The organism is Bacillus sp. SB49, assembly GCF_000469135.2.
Classification (GTDB): Bacteria; Bacillota; Bacilli; order Bacillales; family Halobacillaceae; genus Halobacillus.
This window is the reverse complement of record NZ_CP048117.1, coordinates 3,161,006-3,180,173: the sequence shown is the minus strand read 5'-3', so window position 1 is coordinate 3,180,173 and position 19,168 is coordinate 3,161,006. Positions and strand designations below refer to the sequence as shown.

The 19,168-nt window shown below is 37.0% G+C and carries 19 protein-coding genes; all 19 read left to right on the top strand.

What is annotated here, in order from left to right; genetic code table 11:
* Positions 1-80 precede the first annotated feature (80 nt).
* On the top strand, positions 81-836 hold the full coding sequence (locus M662_RS16650; RefSeq protein WP_026577944.1) for a YveK family protein: 756 nt from the start codon (positions 81-83) through the stop codon (positions 834-836).
* Positions 826-1,521 (top strand): CpsD/CapB family tyrosine-protein kinase, encoded by a 696-nt coding sequence (locus M662_RS16645; RefSeq protein ID WP_026577945.1) that lies wholly within the window; start codon positions 826-828, stop codon positions 1,519-1,521. The genes M662_RS16650 and M662_RS16645 overlap by 11 nt, the downstream gene beginning before the upstream one ends.
* 186 nt (positions 1,522-1,707) lie before the next feature.
* Complete coding sequence (locus tag M662_RS16640; protein WP_026577946.1) at positions 1,708-2,475, top strand: tyrosine-protein phosphatase; 768 nt, start codon at positions 1,708-1,710, stop codon at positions 2,473-2,475.
* Between the two features lie 274 nt (positions 2,476-2,749).
* Positions 2,750-4,612, top strand: a complete 1,863-nt coding sequence (locus M662_RS16635) for a polysaccharide biosynthesis protein (protein WP_026577947.1) — start codon at positions 2,750-2,752, stop codon at positions 4,610-4,612.
* Between the two features lie 20 nt (positions 4,613-4,632).
* Positions 4,633-5,517 carry a UTP--glucose-1-phosphate uridylyltransferase GalU gene (gene galU / locus M662_RS16630; protein ID WP_026577948.1) on the top strand — a complete coding sequence of 295 codons (885 nt, stop codon included), beginning with the start codon at positions 4,633-4,635 and terminating at the stop codon, positions 5,515-5,517.
* A 75-nt stretch (positions 5,518-5,592) separates the two neighbouring features.
* Positions 5,593-6,180 (top strand): sugar transferase, encoded by a 588-nt coding sequence (locus M662_RS16625; RefSeq protein ID WP_026577949.1) that lies wholly within the window; start codon positions 5,593-5,595, stop codon positions 6,178-6,180.
* Positions 6,181-6,200: 20 nt separating this feature from the next.
* Complete coding sequence (locus M662_RS16620) at positions 6,201-6,998, top strand: NAD-dependent epimerase/dehydratase family protein (RefSeq protein ID WP_051348899.1); 798 nt, start codon at positions 6,201-6,203, stop codon at positions 6,996-6,998.
* Between the two features lie 20 nt (positions 6,999-7,018).
* Positions 7,019-7,798: a glycosyltransferase family 2 protein gene (locus tag M662_RS16615; RefSeq protein ID WP_035388172.1), complete on the top strand. Its 780-nt coding sequence runs from the start codon at positions 7,019-7,021 to the stop codon at positions 7,796-7,798.
* 50 nt (positions 7,799-7,848) lie between these two features.
* Positions 7,849-8,448 (top strand): DapH/DapD/GlmU-related protein, encoded by a 600-nt coding sequence (locus M662_RS16610; protein WP_035388173.1) that lies wholly within the window; start codon positions 7,849-7,851, stop codon positions 8,446-8,448.
* 17 nt (positions 8,449-8,465) lie between these two features.
* The gene (locus M662_RS16605; protein ID WP_026577952.1) at positions 8,466-9,653 is read left to right on the top strand and encodes a glycosyltransferase; all 1,188 of its coding nucleotides are present in this window, start codon (positions 8,466-8,468) and stop codon (positions 9,651-9,653) included.
* A 13-nt stretch (positions 9,654-9,666) separates the two neighbouring features.
* Complete coding sequence (locus M662_RS16600; protein ID WP_051348900.1) at positions 9,667-10,632, top strand: GT-D fold domain-containing glycosyltransferase; 966 nt, start codon at positions 9,667-9,669, stop codon at positions 10,630-10,632.
* A 67-nt stretch (positions 10,633-10,699) separates the two neighbouring features.
* The gene (locus M662_RS16595; RefSeq protein ID WP_162129316.1) at positions 10,700-12,001 is read left to right on the top strand and encodes a hypothetical protein; all 1,302 of its coding nucleotides are present in this window, start codon (positions 10,700-10,702) and stop codon (positions 11,999-12,001) included.
* 47 nt (positions 12,002-12,048) lie between these two features.
* On the top strand, positions 12,049-13,302 hold the full coding sequence (locus M662_RS16590) for an oligosaccharide flippase family protein (protein ID WP_026577955.1): 1,254 nt from the start codon (positions 12,049-12,051) through the stop codon (positions 13,300-13,302).
* A gap of 5 nt (positions 13,303-13,307) precedes the next feature.
* Positions 13,308-14,186 carry a glucose-1-phosphate thymidylyltransferase RfbA gene (gene rfbA, locus M662_RS16585; RefSeq protein ID WP_026577956.1) on the top strand — a complete coding sequence of 293 codons (879 nt, stop codon included), beginning with the start codon at positions 13,308-13,310 and terminating at the stop codon, positions 14,184-14,186.
* A gap of 15 nt (positions 14,187-14,201) precedes the next feature.
* A complete protein-coding gene (gene rfbC / locus M662_RS16580; RefSeq protein ID WP_026577957.1) occupies positions 14,202-14,765 on the top strand; it encodes a dTDP-4-dehydrorhamnose 3,5-epimerase in 564 nt (187 codons plus the stop codon).
* Position 14,766: 1 nt separating this feature from the next.
* Positions 14,767-15,621 carry a dTDP-4-dehydrorhamnose reductase gene (rfbD, locus tag M662_RS16575; protein WP_026577958.1) on the top strand — a complete coding sequence of 285 codons (855 nt, stop codon included), beginning with the start codon at positions 14,767-14,769 and terminating at the stop codon, positions 15,619-15,621.
* Entirely contained in the window at positions 15,622-16,641 is a 1,020-nt protein-coding gene (rfbB, locus tag M662_RS16570; RefSeq protein ID WP_026577959.1) for a dTDP-glucose 4,6-dehydratase, read from the top strand. It begins immediately after the preceding gene.
* 31 nt (positions 16,642-16,672) lie between these two features.
* Positions 16,673-18,046, top strand: coding sequence for a UDP-glucose dehydrogenase family protein (locus M662_RS16565; protein ID WP_026577960.1), 1,374 nt, complete (start codon positions 16,673-16,675; stop codon positions 18,044-18,046).
* A complete protein-coding gene (locus M662_RS16560) occupies positions 18,021-19,049 on the top strand; it encodes a GDP-mannose 4,6-dehydratase (RefSeq protein ID WP_026577961.1) in 1,029 nt (342 codons plus the stop codon). Before M662_RS16565 ends, M662_RS16560 begins: the two co-directional genes overlap by 26 nt.
* The last annotated feature ends 119 nt before the right edge of the window (positions 19,050-19,168 follow it).

Sequence of the window (19,168 nt, the reverse complement as noted above, 5' to 3'; positions counted from 1 at the left end):
CCTAATGTTCTATTTTTCTAGAAAAAGAGTGTGCTATAATATCCCTATCTGTAATTTCGACATAAATTGGAGGTTTATTAATGGAAGAGACAATTTCCTTGAAAGAAATTTTCGAGGTCATCAAGAAGAGAATCTGGCTCATCATCGCTTTGGCAGTCGGAGCAGCGGTTCTTAGTGCTGCTTATACGATTTTCCTAGTCACTCCTACCTACGAGTCTTCTTCTCAGTTCATCGTCAACCAGTCCCAGGAACAGAAGGCGAATGCCGCCTATGATATCAATGAAATCCGGACAAACGTCGAACTCATCAATACATACAATGTCATCATTGAAAGTCCGCGCATCCTCGATCGCGTGGCGGAAGAATTGAATCTCGACCTATCAGCAGAAGCTTTATCCAGTAAAATCACCGTCGCGAATGCGGCAGAATCCCAAGTCGTGAATGTCACAGCAACGGATGCGAATGCGCTGATGGCTGCGGACATTGCCAATACGACGGTCGAAATCTTCAAGGAAGAAGTACCGACCTTGATGAACGGTGTCGATAACATCCAGGTGCTGACAGAAGCGTCTGTCGGAGCGGACCCTGCACCGGTCAGCCCGAATACGACGTTGAATATCGCGATCGCCCTTGTTGTCGGGTTGATGCTTGGTGTCGGAATCGCCTTCCTGCTTGAATACTTGGATAACACCGTCAAGTCCGAACAGGATATCGATGATATTCTTGATCTGCCTGTCCTTGGAGTCGTAACGACCATTTCACCGAGTGATATGGTACAGGGCCGTTCGAATAAGAAACAACTCAGAGAAGTAAGAGGTGAGTCTGTTGGCACGTAAGAAGAAAGCAGCAGTGCAAACACGGGCGAAGACGTTGATCGCCCATGATAATCCGAAATCCCCGATCGCCGAACAGTTCCGGACGATCCGTACCAACCTGCAGTACACATCCGTCGACCAGGACGTTTCGACGATGGTCGTGACGTCAGCGAACCCATCGGAAGGGAAATCCGTAACGGCAGCGAACGTCGCCGTCGTCTTCGCCCAGCAGGGCAAGCGGACACTCCTTGTCGATGCTGATTTACGGAAGCCGACGATTCATTACACCTTCCGCGTTTCCAATACGGAAGGCTTGAGTAATTACTTGATTGGAGCTCAGAAGCTGGGGAATATCGTCCACCAGACGGACTTGAGCAAGCTGGACGTCTTGACATGCGGACCGATTCCGCCGAATCCGTCCGAGCTGCTCGGCTCGAACAAGATGGAGGCTTTCATCGAAGAAGCGAAGGGCATGTATGACATGATCATCTTTGATACCCCTCCCGTCCATGCGGTGACAGATTCTCAGGTGCTTGCGAATTTCGTCGACGGTGTCGTCCTCGTCGTCCGCAGCAAGCAGACCGAGAAAGAATCGATCTTGAAAGCGAAGGATCAGCTGGTCCAGGCGCAGGCGAACATCCTTGGCGTCGTGCTGAATGATCAGGATATCAAGAAGAGTAATTATTACTACTATTACGGCCAATAGGAAAAGAGAGTCTAAGGACTCTCTTTTTTTGTTCTTTTTCCCTGAAAAGGATAAAAATAAAAGAAAAATAGATAAAAGTATTCAATAATTTGTCCTAAATTGTTATAATAAGTTTCAGTATCTAACAGGAACCATTTTAGTTAGAAAATAGCGGAAAAAGAAATATTTTGTAAGGGAGCAGGACGATTGATAGATTTACATAGTCATATCTTACCCGGTGTCGATGACGGCGCTCAGACGATTGAAGAAAGTGTCCAGATGGCCCGTGCAGCAGAGGCAGACGGCATACATACGATCATTGCAACCCCCCATCATAAGAACGGCCGGTATGACAATTACAAGCATGACATTATTCTGCAGGTTTCGGAGCTGAACAGAACCTTTCAGGAGCGGGGTATTAAACTGGAGGTCCTTCCGGGGCAGGAAACAAGAGTGTACGGCGAATTCATCGCAGGTTTGGAACAAGAAGAGATTCTTCCTATACAGGTAGACAGCAGCTATGTGCTGGTCGAATTCCCCTCTTCTTCTGTACCGCGTTATGCATCCGAGCTCTTCTTTGAGATTCAAGTCGCCGGCTACACGCCGATCATTGTCCATCCGGAGCGGAATAAGGCGATCATGGAGAAGCCGGACATCCTTTACTCTTTTGTAAAGAAGGGAGCTTTCGCCCAACTAACGGCCGGAAGCGTGTGCGGCAAGTTCGGCAAGAAGATCAAGAAGTTCTCCGAACAGCTGCTGGAAGCGAACCTAGCTCACTTGATTGCGACAGATGCCCACAATACGGATACGAGAGGGTTCTGTTTATCGGAAGCCTATGAGACGGTCGAGAAGAACTTCGGAATGGATATGGTCTATATGCTGAGGGAGAACGCAGAAGACATCGTCGGAAACCGGGTTCTGCAGGCTTACCCGCCGGAACATGTAAGGAAAACTAAATTCTTAGGTCTTTTTTAACCATTGTATCTTTCTTTTGGAGTAACTTTAGTCGAGGTAATAGTCTATTGTTACTCCCTTTTTTTAAATAAACTTAACAACTTGTAGGAAAAAGAAAGCGGTTAACAAACATTTTTATAAAAGATTGTAAAATTGTCCTTTTCATACCTTCATTATCCTAGTAAAACCTGTTACAATAGCCAATGTTGCAATTATGTTACAAAGCAGGATAAATGATTCACACACACAATCCAAGATTGGAAATATAAGAATAAGAAAGGAGAAGGATGGACTAATGACAGCTGCTTATCGGAAACGACTATTACTATTGATGGGCATCGATTCGATCATCGTCGCGTTCTCTATTTATATGTCGCACTTTTTCTTAAATCCATACGTCAACGTGTTCGATGCGAAAATGATCGTTTTATCTGCAGTGCTGCTGATCACGCATCATACATACTCCAGCCTGTTCGGCTTGTACAAGATGAAATGGCGCTATGCGAGTATCGAAGAATTGATCGGTATCATCGCCGTCGTCACGCTCTCGATCCTATCCGCTGCCGTCATTCAGCTGGCAGCCTTCGGAAATATCTATGAGAGGGCGCTGACGGTTGCGTGGATGCTGCATATCCTTCTTCTCGGTGGAATTCGCTTCACGTGGCAGTACTATAAAACGTACGGCCTGACGCTGAAGCCTAGAAGGAAGAAAGCGAAAGTGGTCCTCCGCGATCCAAACCGCCAGCGCACGCTGATCGTCGGTGCTGGTTCTGCCGGACGGATGCTTGCAAGGCAGATGAGGAATTCAAAGGAATTTAATGCAGACGTGATCGGCTTTGTCGATGATGACTTTACGATGCATGGACTGACAGTCGCGCACTTACCTGTCCTGGGTAGTACGAGGAACATCCAAGCGATCGCGGAAAAACATACCGTGAACCATATCGTCATGGCGATGCCTTCGGTCGACCATGAACGGGTGAAAGATATCATTCATGACGCAAAGGGAGTAGTCAAGAACGTACAGACGCTGCCGATGATTGAAGATATCGCCTTCGGAAACGTATCTGTCAACCAGATCCGGGATGTCCAGATCGAAGACCTGCTCGGAAGAGAGCCGGTGGAACTCGACATCCAATCGATTGAATCGGAAGTGAAAGGAAGAACGGTGCTTGTCACCGGTGCGGGAGGCAGTATCGGGTCGGAAATCTGCCGTCAGCTCGTGAAGTTCGAGCCGGAGCGACTGGTTCTTTTGGGACACGGGGAAAATAGCATTTATACGATACATATGGAATTACAGCAATTAGACATCCCGACAGAGCTGGTCACTGTCATCGCTGATGTGCAGGATAGGGAACGGATCTTCCAAGTGGTATCCGACTATTACCCGTCTTATATTTATCATGCTGCAGCCCATAAACACGTGCCGTTAATGGAAGCGAACCCGAAAGAAGCGGTGAAGAACAACGTCATCGGTACGAAGAACGTCGCAGAAGCAGCCGATCATGCAGGCGTAAAAGCCTTCGTGCTCGTCTCCACAGACAAAGCGGTTAACCCGCCAAACGTGATGGGTTCGACGAAACGAATCGCAGAAATGGTTGTCCAGAACTTAAGTAAGAAGAGCGAAACGAAATTCGTTGCCGTCCGTTTTGGGAACGTATTGGGAAGCCGTGGGAGTGTCATTCCACTATTCAAGAAACAGATCGCAGCAGGTGGACCAGTTACCGTAACCCACCCGGATATGACGCGCTACTTCATGACGATTCCGGAAGCCTCTAGATTGGTTCTGCAGGCAGGAGCACTTGCCCGCGGGGGAGAAGTATTTGTGCTCGATATGGGAGAACCAGTCAAAATTGTCGACCTTGCGAAAAATCTTATTCATCTTTCCGGCTTTACAGAAGAACAGATTCCGATCGCCTTCAGCGGTATCCGCCCTGGAGAGAAGATGTACGAAGAACTGTTGAGTGAGAAGGAAGTGAACAAAGAACCGGTATTCCCTAAAATTTTTATCGGGAAGACCGTCGATTTCGATTTTCAACTGGTTCAATATTTGATCGACCAGCATGTAGAGAGTAATGCAAAGGATATAAAAGACTATGCCATTGCTTTAGCTAACAATAAATTAACAAGTATACCAATCATGGAAAAAGTACATTAAACGCCAAGGGGGAGTCAGTGATGAAAAAAGTAAGAAAAGCGATTATTCCCGCTGCGGGACTCGGAACCCGATTCCTTCCGGCAACAAAAGCGATGCCGAAGGAAATGCTGCCGATCGTCGACAAACCGACGATTCAATACATAGTAGAAGAAGCGATTGAGTCTGGAATCGAAGATATCATCATTGTTACCGGAAAAGGGAAACGGGCCATCGAGGATCACTTCGATAAGAACTTCGAACTCGAGAATAACTTGATGGAAAAGGAAAAGTTCGATCTCCTTGAAAAGGTCAATGCCACTTCTAATGTAGAAATCCACTTTATCCGCCAGAAAGAACCGAAAGGCCTTGGTCATGCAGTCTGGTGTGCTCGCAAATTCATTGGCGATGAACCGTTTGCGGTCCTTCTCGGGGACGATATCGTCCGTGCGGAAAAGCCCTGCCTGCGACAACTGATGGACCAGTTCGAAGACACCCTTTCTTCCGTCATCGGTGTGCAGACTGTTCCTGATGAAGAAACACATCGATATGGAATTATTGATCCACAAAGTCAGGATGGTCGTCGTTATCAAGTAAATGCTTTCGTTGAGAAACCTGTACTGGGGACGGCTCCTTCTAACTTGGCCATCATGGGACGTTACGTGTTAAATCCTGAAATCTTTATGTTTTTGGATAAGCAGGAGAAAGGCGCTGGTGGTGAGGTACAGTTGACGGACGCTATTCAAAAGTTGAATGAGATTCAGCTTGTTTATGCGTATGATTTTGAAGGTAAGCGCTATGATGTCGGAGAGAAGTTAGGTTTTGTGAAGACTACACTTGAATTAGCCTTAGATCAAAAAGAGTTAAAAAGCGACGTGCTATGTTTTATTGAAGAGATATTATTAAAAAATAAAGCACTATCTGAGTAGCTGTCCTCAATTGTATAATGCGTAAAGATGTATATAAAGTGATTTCCCAGTTTTATTTTATAAAAGGAGTAAGTTATGTATATTAAATTAAAAAGATTTATTGATGTCATGTTATCAGTAACAGCACTTTTACTATTGTCACCTTTCATCCTTATATTCGTGATAATACTAAAGTTAGATTCAAAAGGGCCTGTTTTATTTAAACAGAAAAGAGTAGGGATTAATCAAAAATACTTCTATATGTTGAAATTCCGCACTATGAAAGTTGATACTCCTAAGGATACCCCCACACATTTACTAATTAATGCAGAAAATTATATTACTAATGTAGGAAAATTCATGCGTAAGACTTCATTGGATGAATTACCACAAATTTGGAATATATTATTAGGCCATATGAGTTTTGTTGGACCTAGACCAGCTCTATGGAACCAAGAGGACTTAATAATAGCTAGAGAGAAGTATGGTGCAAATGATGCTTTGCCAGGGTTAACCGGATGGGCTCAAGTTAATGGAAGAGATGAAGTACCAATTGACTTGAAAGCAAAATTAGATGGAGAGTATGTTGGAAATATAAGCATGTCTATGGATTTGAAGTGTATTTTTCTGACACTTATAAAAGTAATTAAAAGAGAAAATATTGTAGAAGGCCCTAGTAAATAATAATAAGGAGAAAGTGCGTAGTGAAAAGTATTTTAATCACTGGAATAAATAGTTATATCGGTCGAAATTTCGATAATTATATTAATCAGAATTTTAATGATTATTCAACGGATTCAATTAGTGTGAAGAGTGATGAATGGATTGATAAGGACTTCTCAAAATACAATATCCTTCTCCATGTTGCGGCTATAGTACACAAAAGAGAGAAAAAGGAAAAGGAACTTACATACTTTGAAGTTAATTCGAATTTAACCGTTAAATTAGCAAAAAAAGCAAAAGAATCAGGTGTAAAGCAATTTATATTTATGAGTACTATGGCTGTTTATGGAGAGCAAGGAAAATTATCTAAGGAAGTTAATATTACTAAAAAAACTGTACCAAATCCTATATCTCTTTATGGAAAGAGCAAGTTGCATGCAGAGAAAGAAATAATGAAGTTAGCGTCTGAAAATTTTAAGGTTACAATTGTTAGACCACCTATGATATACGGAGAGGATTGCCCGGGGAACTTTAAATCATTAAAGAAGTTAGCTTTGCTAACCCCTATATTCCCTATGATAGATAATCAAAGAAGTATGTTGAATGTTAATAAACTGTGTTATTTTTTGGAGAAGTATATAGATTTAAATGCCAGTGGAATTTATCTTCCACAAGATGAAGCATATGTAAACACAAGTAGGCTAGTTAAAAGTATTAGAGAAGAAAGTGGTCGTAAAATGATCTTGTCCAAAAAACTTGGGATATTAATATTATTCATAGGTAAAAAGTCTAGTTTAATTAATAAAGTATTTGGAAATTTAACTTATAAAAAAGAATGATAAAGAGTGAGGGGAACTTGATGGAAGAGAAAGTAATTCTGAGTTTAGCAATCGTTACTTATAATAATGAAAATATAATTGAAGAGACAATAGAGAGTATTATTAGTAATATACCAAATGATATGGAATACAAATTGTATATAATCGATAATAATTCTTCTGATGACACTTTAAAAATAGCAAAAAAAATAGCTGGTTCCATTGAGATCATCGCGTTAAAGGATAATAAAGGATTTGCACATGGGCACAACATAATAAAGGATAAAATTAGATCAGATTATCATATTGTTGTAAATCCAGATATAACTATCCAAACGGAGAACGATTTAAGAAAAATCATTAGTTATATGGAACAAAATGAAGAAGTTGGATTATTATCTCCAAAGATATTAAATACTGATTTGTCAATACAATATCTTTGTAAACAAAATCCAACTGTTTTTGATATGATGATTAGAAGAATATCACCTAATCTTTTTCCTTCTAGGCAAGCAAGGTACATATTGAAATCAACAGGCTATAATCAGATTATGAGTGTGGACTACGCTTCGGGTTGTTTTATGGTGTTTAGAAGTGATGTTTATCTAAGTATTAATGGATTTGATGAAAGATTTTTCATGTATTTAGAAGACGCTGATATAACTAGGAGAGTTAATCAAGTTTCAAAAGCTATATATTATCCCGAAGCGAAAGTAATACATGCTTGGGAACGTGGGGGGCACAAAAGCTTTAAATTAGCTTTGATTACGTTAAAATCTATGAAGATTTACTTTAAAAAATGGGGATGGAAGTTATTTTGAAAAGAAGATATACAAAGAATTATTGAAACAACGAGAGGAGATTTTCTTCTGTGCAAAATACATATAGTTTGAGCGAGTTTATAAAAAATTCTATATCGCTTATATATACTAAAATCTTCTTTAAGCAAGCTAGACTGATAAGAAGACCTATTTTTATAAGAGGAAGGAAGTATATGAGTTTTGGGAAGGGTTTTACTACAGGATATAATTGTAGGTTTGAGATGTTAGTAGTAAATGATAGTAATCCTGAAAACTTATTAGAAATTGGAGAAGGTTGTAAGATTGGTGACAATGTACATATTGCAGCGGGTCAAAAAGTCATTATCGGTGACAAATGCTTATTTGCTTCAAAAATATATATTAGTGATATAAGCCATGGTGAATATTCTTCTTCAAATAGAAACTCAGATCCTTCTATACCACCTGATGATAGACCTTTAACAACAAAGCCTGTGACCATAGGCAGTAATGTGTGGCTAGGTGAAAATGTATGTGTGCTACCGGGCGTGAAAATTGGTAATGGATGCGTAATAGGCGCTAATTCTGTTGTGAATAAAAATATCCCCGATAACAGTATTGCTGTTGGTGTTCCTGCAAAAGTAGTTAAAAAATATAATTATACAACTAAAGAATGGCAAGTACCTAGATAGTGGGAGTAGTGAGTAATATGATTGGTTTATTTAGTTTTGATGGTCCAATGTATAGAGACAGTAATGGTGTATATTGTAATACTACAATTACTTCGGAAATGTTGTCTAGATATTTTCATGTAGTTGATGAGTTAATATTAGTAATACGAACTTTTCATTTGGATAAAACTTATAAAGAAGCAAATTTAAACAAGGTGGATCTAAAGGGTATAAAAATAATTGAAATTCCTAATATTAATTCTTTTAAAGGAATGTTATTCGATAAAAAGGAATACAAGAGACAAATAGAGACACAAGTCGATAAAGCAGATATGATATTTGCAAGAATGCCCAGTGTAATTAGTGATATAACAATTGATTTAGCACGGCAAAAGAAAAAAAAATATATGGTAGAAGTAGGCGGATGTGCATGGGATGCTTTTTGGAACCATGGAATAAAAGGGAAGCTGGTAGCTCCACTTATGTTTTACAATGAGTATATAGGAGTTAAAAATGCTAGTTATGCCACTTATGTGACTGAAAAGTGGTTGCAGCAAAGATACCCATGCAAGCGCCCCAATATCCCAGCTTCTAATGTATATTTGAATCCTCTAGATGATAATGTGTACAAACAGAGAATGATTAAATTGAGAAAAAGAAATTTTAAAGATCCAATAATTATAGGTACGACAGCAGCAATTGATGTTAGATATAAAGGTCAGGAATATATTATTAAGGCTATTTCGAAATTAAATAAACAAGGCTATAATTTTGAGTATGAATTAGTAGGAGGTGGTAATAAAAGCCGTCTAAAAAAAATTGCTAAAAATCTTGGTGTGGAGGATAAAGTTCGATTTAAAGGTGTTTTATTAAATAAAGATGTAATATCATGGTTGGATTCAATTGATATATATGCACAACCAAGTAAACAAGAAGGTTTACCTAGAGCTATGATTGAAGCTTTGAGTAGAGCATGTCCAGCTATTGGATCAACTACAGCAGGAATTCCTGAATTAATCCAAGAGGATATGGTTTTTCGAAAAGGTGATACGAATGATATATGTAAAATACTAAAAAGAATTAGTTATATGAATTTAGAGTGGATAGCAAGTAGAAACTTTAATAAAGCAAAAGAGTTTGAGTTAATAAAACTAGATTCTAATCGAAAAAAAATTTACGAGGCATATAAAGAAGATGTGTTGGCATCTTTTTCGAAAAGAAATTAAGGAAGAGGGCTATATGAATTTAATGACTACGTTAATAAATATAAAGCGTGTACTTTCTGGTAATCCCTACGGTAAGTTTTTTTTAAAAGCATATCACTATATTCTTGCGGTACCGCTTACAAAAATTTACGCATTAAAGTTTAATTTCATTAAACATAAAATTAAAAAAGTAAATTTTTATAATAATAAAGAAACTTTTGACTTAATTAATAGCTATAAGAAATCTCTGTGCCGATTTGGTGATGGAGAGATATCTTGGATATACAGAGACTCTAGAGGGTATTTTAGTCAAGAGAATTCAAAAGAACTTAGTGACAGATTAAGGGAAATAATATTTTCGAATGATGATCGAATCCTAATAGGGGTACCAAATTTCTTTGGAGAGTTGAATGGCTTCTCAAGAAAAAGAAAAAATTCTCGAAATGCTCATCTTGGTAAATACTATAATAGATGGAATGAATTACTTGAAACTGATAAAAAGTATGCTGACGCTCTGATTACAAGAGTTTATAATGGTTTAGAAAATAATTGTACTAGTCCATTGTTTAACGATTGGAGAAAAATTTGGGAGGATAAACATATTATAGTTGTAGAAGGCAGCCAAACACGATTTGGTGTTGGTAATGATTTACTTGATAATGCAACAAGCATTAAAAGAATAATTGCTCCTTCCGAAAATGCTTTTAAAAAATATAATGAAATTTATGGTGTTGTAAAGAATTACATTAACAAAGAAACTTTATTCTTAATATCACTTGGTCCTACAGCAACAATTTTGGCCTATGATATTGGAAAAATGGGAGGGCAAGCAATAGATATAGGGCACTTAGATATAGAATATGAATGGTATCTTTCCGGTGCAACTAAGAAAGAGCCTGTTCAAGGGAAATATGTTAATGAAGCAGGGGGGGCTTACACTTTAGAGTTACCGAAAAAGACACACGAGAAATATAAATTAGAGATAATAGACAAAATATAATTTTAGAAATTAAGTAAGTTACTCTTATAAGTTTTGTCTATATCATTTATTTTTGGTTGGGGTGCATATGAGTAAAAATGAGCAGCACAATAAATATATAAAAGTGTTTAATATTTATAATGATGTAGCTATATCACTATTAATTACTATAATACTTTTGACTCTTAATAATTCACAGAATTCACTCAAGATAATTGGCTTTCTTTTAATTCTAATTTCATTCTATCTAATATATAAGGTAAGGTTTTATTCAAGCTTATTGATTTTATTTGGTCTAATTGCGTATGTTAATTTATCTGTTGCAATTGGTGATCTTCTACAAGTTAGTCAAGTCTTAGGGTCAGAAAGTTTAAATTGGCAAATGGGATTACGTTCATCTGATTATAATATCATAGCATCAAAGGCATTGCTGTTTGTTATGATTATATTGAATATTATGATTAATAAAGAATATTTAAATAAGATAAAAACAGCTTCTACAAATACAATTATAAAAAAAGATAATTTTTATATTTTTTTTGCAGGGATGTTAGTACTCTTAGTATTTTGGTTCTTCGGTTACAGTTCTTCAATGGGGGATACCTATCACAGTAATACTAGAACGATATACGAGTACAGTATTTTAATCTTTTTAGTTGTATGGTTTTATAGCGGTAAGTCAAACATTAGACTCCTTCTACTTTATTTCTTTGCCATTATGTATATTTTACAAGCTTTAGTTAGAGGAGACCGCTCTTCTGCTTTTCCTATGATTCTTGCCTTAGTTTTAATTAATGATTTCAAAATAAATCTCAGAACATTAATAATATTGGCTATCTCAGGAATATTAGCTTCAAATATTGTATCAGCTTATAGAATAGCTTTTTCATTAAGCGATTTAAAGGATATATTTTTTGATAAGTATGGTATGACCGCATTTTTGTCGGATACAGTTTCACAATCATATTACACAGGAATTACAATTGTTAAATCACATTATTTAGTAAACTCAACCGAGAGCTATTTCTTCGATTTTTTAGGAGGGATATTTTTGGGTGGGGGATTTAGGAATGCTGATGTTGGAGCTGTATCCTTTGAATATTTATTGAATAAAGGCGGGGGCTTTTATTTCTCTTGGTTTTATTTTTGGTTTGGAATAGTTGGGGTAATAGTAGGTGCTATTGTATTAGGCTATATAATTAGGTCTCTTTTTTCGAGCCAAAATAATTACATTAAACTATACAGAATTTGCTTAATAGTCATGACTTTTAGGTGGTATTTGTACACTCCATTCGTCTTGTATAGATCTGTTATATTTATCTTATCTGTCTTGTTAATTATTAGTATAATTGTAGATACTCTTACTACAAAAAAATTAAAACATGGATAGTTAATTATAAAATAAACAAAATTTAAAAGTGTAAGGTTGAGAATTTATTGAGAAGAGATAATGAATTTCTTGTATCTATTATTTCAAAAATAACATTAGTATTACTATCTTTTGTTAACACTATAGTTATTAACCGCTACTTAGGTGCTGAATTAAGAGGCGATTACGCTTTTATACTAAATATATCAAATATAATAACAATTATCATAGGATTCAATATTGCCTCTTCATACCCATTCTTTTCAAGAAAAACTGGAAGTAACCTAATTAGGAATTACATAAATATTTTATTTGTACAAATTAGTATCTATGCAATTGCTATACTTGTGATTTATTGTTTTTTTGATAATAAACTTTTAGTAAGTGTAATTATCATAAGTATAATTATTCAATTTAGTAATCAACTTGATTTCTTAAGTATCATATTGAATGTAAACAAAAGAAACAGAATAGTAATAATAGCCTCTATAATAAATACTATTTCTTTAATATATTTATCTTTTAGTTTTGAAAGTAAAGTTCAGTATGTATTGTTTGTTCTATTAGCGTACAATATTCTGAAAATATTCTTATTTTTAATTAGTAACAAACTTATACCTGGAAAAAACACATTTAAACTAAGTACAAAAGAAGTTCTTAAGTTTAGTTTTTTTCCTATGATAATATCTTTATTTACAATATTCAACTACAATATTGATGTGGTTATACTTAAATTGTTTGTAGGAAGTAAAGAAGTCGGTATATATAGTGTAGGTGTGACACTTGCTTCAATGCTATGGATTATACCAGATGCTTTTAAGGATGTTTTATTTAATAGAACTGCCAAAAGTGATTCTATATATTTAGTTAAACTTAGTATAAAAATTAATATATATATATGCATAGTAGTAATCCTTTTCTTTTTCTTAATAGGACAGTTGTTTATTGATTTTATTTATGGAGTTCAGTATTCGTCTTCATATAATGTTTCTCTAATTTTGTTAATTGGTACTATTCCTATGATTTTTTTCAAAATGATTAATACACTATACCAATCAATTGGTGCACAAAAATTCAGTTTTTATATTCTGTTAATTTCTGTCATTTTAAATGTCATTTTAAATGTGATTTTAATCCCATATATGGGTATTCTAGGAGCGGCGATTTCTTCAGTAATCTCTTACTTATTATCTGGAATAATTATGCTAGCATCATTTATGAAAAGATACAAAATTAGGTTAGATGAAATTTTTATTTTTCAAGCTTATGAAAAGGATATACTAAAAAATAAATATAAAAATTTTTCTTTGAATAGGAGGTAATTAGTATGAAAGGTATTATTTTGGCCGGAGGAAGCGGAACACGATTGCATCCTTTGACTATGGTCACTAGCAAACAACTTCTACCTATATATGATAAACCGATGGTCTTTTACCCTCTTTCAACTTTAATGTTAGCAGGAATAAAGGATATTTTAATAATTTCCACCCCAGAAGATACGCCACGTTTTTCGGAACTTTTTGGGGATGGATCACAATACGGAATTAACATAGATTACGCTATACAACCGGAACCTGAAGGTTTAGCCCAAGCCTTTATAATAGGTGAAGAGTTCATTGGTGACGATTCAGTGGCAATGATTTTAGGAGATAACATATATTATGGAAGCGGTATGAGAGAAATTCTAAAAAGATCGGCTAGTAAGGAAAACGGAGCAACTGTATTTGGCTACCATGTACAGGACCCTGAGCGATTTGGAGTAGTAGAGTTTGATAATAAAGGTAAAGTTATTAGTGTAGAAGAAAAGCCCAAAGTTCCAAAATCTAATTATGCTATAACCGGTCTTTACTTTTACGATAACAATGTCGTTGAAATAGCCAAAAATGTTAAGCCGTCCTTTCGTGGTGAATTAGAAATTACAGCTATTAACGAAGCATACTTATCCAGGGGAAATCTAGAGGTTGAATTGCTAGGAAGAGGTTATACTTGGCTAGATACTGGTACCCATCAAAGTTTAGTTGCTGCCACCAATTTTGTGAAAACAGTAGAGGAGCACCAAGGTGTTAAAATTGCATCATTAGAAGAAATAGCTTACATAAACGGGTGGATTTCAAAAGAAAGCTTAATAAAGTCTGGAGAACAATTCTCTAAAACAGGTTATGGTCAGTATTTATTAAAAGTAGCCAATGATGAAATAAAATACTAATTGGAGTGTGTTGTAATGAAAGTAGCAGAGTCACCTCTAAAAGAAGTTTTAATAATCGATCCTAATATACATGGCGACCATAGAGGTTGGTTCATGGAAACCTATAGTGAGGCTAGCTTCCGCAAAGTAGGTATTAATATAAAATTTTCACAAGACAATCATTCATTCTCATCGGTTAAAGGTACTCTTAGGGGTCTCCACTACCAAACGAATCCTAAGGCTCAAACGAAACTTGTCCGTTGTACAAAGGGATCGATATTTGATGTAGCTGTGGATATTAGAGAAGGTAGTCCTTCATATGGTAAATGGTTTGGTTTAGAGTTATCAGAAGATAATAAAAAGCAATTACTAGTTCCAAAGGGATTTGCGCACGGTTTTATAACTCTAACAGAGGATGCAGAAGTTCAATATAAGGTAGATGAGTTTTATTCTCCTAAAAATGACAGAAGTATTATATGGGATGATCCTACTATAAATATAAATTGGCCTGAAAATATCACTCCTGTATTATCAGAAAAAGATAAGAGTGCACCAAGTTTAAAAGAGGCTGAAAACAATTTTACATATGGTGACCAGTAATATGAGCATATTAGTGACAGGATATACTGGTCAGCTTGGATACGATGTTGTTAAAGAAGGAAATGCACGCGGGCTCAATATGACCGGAGTTAGCAGTGCTGATTTTGATATTACTGATGGGCTTTCAACCTTACAATTCGTTAGGAATATGGAGCCAGATGTAATTATACATTGTGCTGCCTACACAGCTGTCGATAAAGCTGAGGAAGAACGTGAAACCTGTTGGAATACGAATGTTATAGGTACAGAGAATTTAGCTAAAGCAGCTAAAGATATTGACGCTAAATTTCTTTATGTAAGTACTGATTATGTTTTTCACGGAGAAGGTAATGTGCCATTTCATGAAGAAGACATTCCTGATCCCATAGGATACTACGGTTTTTCTAAATATATTGGTGAGAAAAGAGTTGAAAATATATTAGAAAAGTATTTTATATTGCGTATTTCTTGGGTGTTTGGAACTAATGGGAATAATTTTGTGAAAACCATGTTGAAGTTAGCTGAAACTAGAACAACACTAGATATAGTGAGTGATCAATACGGATCCCCCACATACACCTTTCATTTAGCAAGGCTAATTATTGATATGATTCGTACAGATAAATTTGGAATTTATCATGCTTCTAATGAAGGCTATTGCACATGGGCGGACTTTGCAATAGCAATATTTTATAAGACAAGGAATAAAGTGGATGTAAATCCAATTAGCACAGAAGAATTTCCAACAAAAGCAGTACGACCAAAGAACTCACGAATGTCTAAAGATAAATTGGTGAAAAAAGGGTTTAAACCACTTCCCTCTTGGGACGAAGCACTTGATCATTATTTACAACAATTAAAAGATGAGGTGAAGTAAATGATTGGTAAGAAGGTTTTAGTTACAGGTGGCGCAGGATTTATAGGGGGTAATTTCGTTAATTATATGGTTAATAAATATCCAGATATAACGATTTATAACCTTGATTTACTCACATATGCAGGAGATCTAACAAAGCATAAAGAGATAGAACATAAAGCTAACTATAAATTCATCAAAGCTGATATAGCGGATCGCTCCACTATAGATAATTTGTTTCAACAAGAACAATTTGATTTTGTGGTTCATTTTGCAGCCGAAAGTCATGTAGATCGTTCTATAACTGATCCCGGAATTTTTGTAGAGACAAACATAAAGGGTACTCAAGTACTACTCGATGCTTCTTTGAAAAATAGGATTGAAAAATTTGTGCATGTATCAACCGATGAAGTATATGGAGAACTAGATTTTGATCCATCTACTTTCTTTACCGAAGAGACACCATTACAGCCCAACAGTCCTTATAGCGCAAGTAAAGCTTCATCTGATCTTCTAGTAAGAGCGTATCACGAGACTTATGGTTTACCCATTAATATTACTAGATGTTCAAACAATTACGGTCCATATCATTTCCCTGAAAAATTAATACCCTTAACTATTTCGAGAGTACTAAATAATCAGACAGTACCTGTGTATGGTGATGGTAAAAATATTAGAGACTGGTTACACGTTGAAGATCATTGCAAAGCAATTGATTTAGTCATGCACAATGGCGTCAGCGGTCAAGTATATAACGTTGGAGGACATAATGAACGTACCAATCTGGAAGTAGTAAAGACTATTATCAAGTCGTTAGATAAATCTGAAGATCTTATCGAATTCGTAAAAGATCGTTTAGGCCATGATAAGAGATATGCTATTGACCCTACTAAATTAGAAAAATTAGGTTGGAAACCCAACTACAATTTTGAAACCGGAATGGAGCAAACAATCAAATGGTATTTAAATAATAAAAGATGGTGGGAACAAATAGTTAGTGGTGAATATAAACAATACTTTGTAGAGCAGTATAATATATAGTTTTAAATTGCATATTAAAAAGGGAGTTGCTATTATGCAAATTGCAGTAGCAGGTACAGGTTATGTAGGTTTAGTTGCAGGTGTATGTTTCGCAGAAATGGGTCACCAAGTGACTTGTGTTGATATTGATCAGAGGAAAGTAGAATTAATGAAATCAGGTGCCTCTCCAATCTACGAAGAAGGCTTAGAAGAACTGATGCAGAAAAATTATGCCGCAGGCAGGATTGACTATACAACGGATTACCAATCTGCTTATAAAAATGCCGATGCCATTTTCCTTGGCGTAGGAACTCCTGAGAAACCGGATGGTTCAGCAAACCTATCATACATAGCTACCGTTGCCAGACAAATTGCTGAATCTGTTGAGAAAGATTGTTTAGTTGTCGTTAAATCTACTGTACCTGTTGGAACGAATGACAAGGTAGAACAGTTCATCCAAGACTTCCTGGTGAACGATGTCCGAGTAGAAGTCGCTTCTAACCCGGAATTCTTGGCTCAGGGATCTGCGGTTCATGACACGCTTTATGCGGAAAGAATTATTATTGGGACAGAATCGGAATGGGCAGAAAAAGTGCTTCAGGATATCTATGAGCCTTTCCATCTGCCAGTCGTATCGGTAAATAGAAGATCAGCAGAAATGATCAAATATGCTTCCAACGATTTTCTTGCCTTGAAGATTTCTTATATGAACGATATTGCCAACCTATGTGAGCTAATCGGTGCAGATGTCCAGGATGTTGCCAGAGGTATGAGCTATGATGAGCGAATTGGTGCGAAGTTCTTGAATGCAGGAATCGGCTTTGGAGGTTCTTGCTTCCCTAAAGATACACAGGCCTTAGACTATCTTGCCAAGCAAAATGGCTATGAGCTGAAAACAGTAAAAGCTGCGATTGATGTAAACAAAAAGCAGAAAACGGTATTGTATAAAAAAGCAAGTAATCGTCTGATTACGTTCGATGGTTTGAAAGTGGCTGTGCTTGGGTTAACATTTAAGCCTGGTACCGACGATTTAAGAGAATCTCCTTCTTTGGATAACGTACCATTGCTGCTTGAACAAGGTGCCGATATTTATGCCTATGATCCTGTAGGAGCAGAGAACTTTGCTAAAGTTTACCCGGAAGGTGAGAACGGGCAAGGATCTATTACCTATGTAAACACTCCGGAAGAAGCCCTAGAAGATGCGAACGTGTGCTTCGTGCTGACAGAATGGGGAGAGGTTAAGGCTGTGACTCCGAGTCAATATAGAGAGCTTATGCGTACCCCGCTAGTTTATGATGGTCGTAACATCTATGATATTGAGGCGATGAAGCAGGCGAAAGTAGAATACCACTCTATCGGCAGAGAGCCTGGGAAGATTGAAGTGACGAAGGAGTTTTCTGATGAGCTACAAGCAGCTAGATACTAATAAGACCTATCTCGTAACCGGTGCTGCCGGTTTTATTGGATATTACCTATCTAAGAAACTATTAGAGCAGGGATGTAAGGTAATCGGGATTGATAACGTAAACGACTATTATGATGTGAAACTTAAACATAAGCGCTTGGAATTGTTAAAGCCATATAACGCGTTTACTTTCGTAAAAGGGGACTTGTCTGACAAGGGTGTGGTGAATGATGTATTCACAGAGTATAAGCCGGATATTGTGGTAAACTTGGCTGCACAGGCAGGCGTTCGTTATTCCATTGAAAATCCAGATGCCTATATTCAAAGTAACGTCATAGGCTTTTATAATATCCTGGAAGCATGTCGTCATCATCCAGTCGATCATCTCGTTTATGCTTCTTCAAGCTCCGTATATGGTGCTAATAAGAAAGTTCCATTTGAAGAGACGGACTTTGTCGATCATCCGGTTTCCCTGTATGCTTCGACGAAGAAATCAAATGAGCTGATGGCACATACCTACAGTCACTTGTACGATATCCCTTCAACCGGGTTGCGGTTCTTTACCGTGTACGGTCCTATGGGGCGCCCGGATATGGCCTATTTCGGCTTTACGGATAAATACTTTAATGATGAAGCTATCAAAATCTTTAACAATGCGGATTTTGACAATGACCTTTACCGTGACTTTACATATATTGATGATATTGTCATTGGGATAGAGAGGCTTCTGAGTAATCCTCCGGAAACGGAAGCGGCACCGCATAAAGTATTCAACATCGGGAATAACAGCCCTGAGAAACTTATGACATTCATCCACGCTCTGGAGAAGGCATTGAGCAGTGCGCTTGGCAAGGAAGTGGAGTTCCATAAAGAGTATGAGCCGATTAAGCCGGGAGACGTTCCTGCAACGTATGCAAGTACGGATCAGCTGCAGGAAGCTGTCGGGTTTAAGCCGGAAACATCCATTGAAGAAGGCTTGCAGCATTTTGCTGATTGGTATGTAGATTATTACAAATTGAAATAACTAGGGAGAACAAAAGTGCAACCCTTTTTAAAAGGGTTGCACTTTATTGCGTTAGATGGAGTGTAAGTACATAGAGAGAAGGTAGAGTTTATGGGGTTTTTGTTCACTTTTGCTTGTTT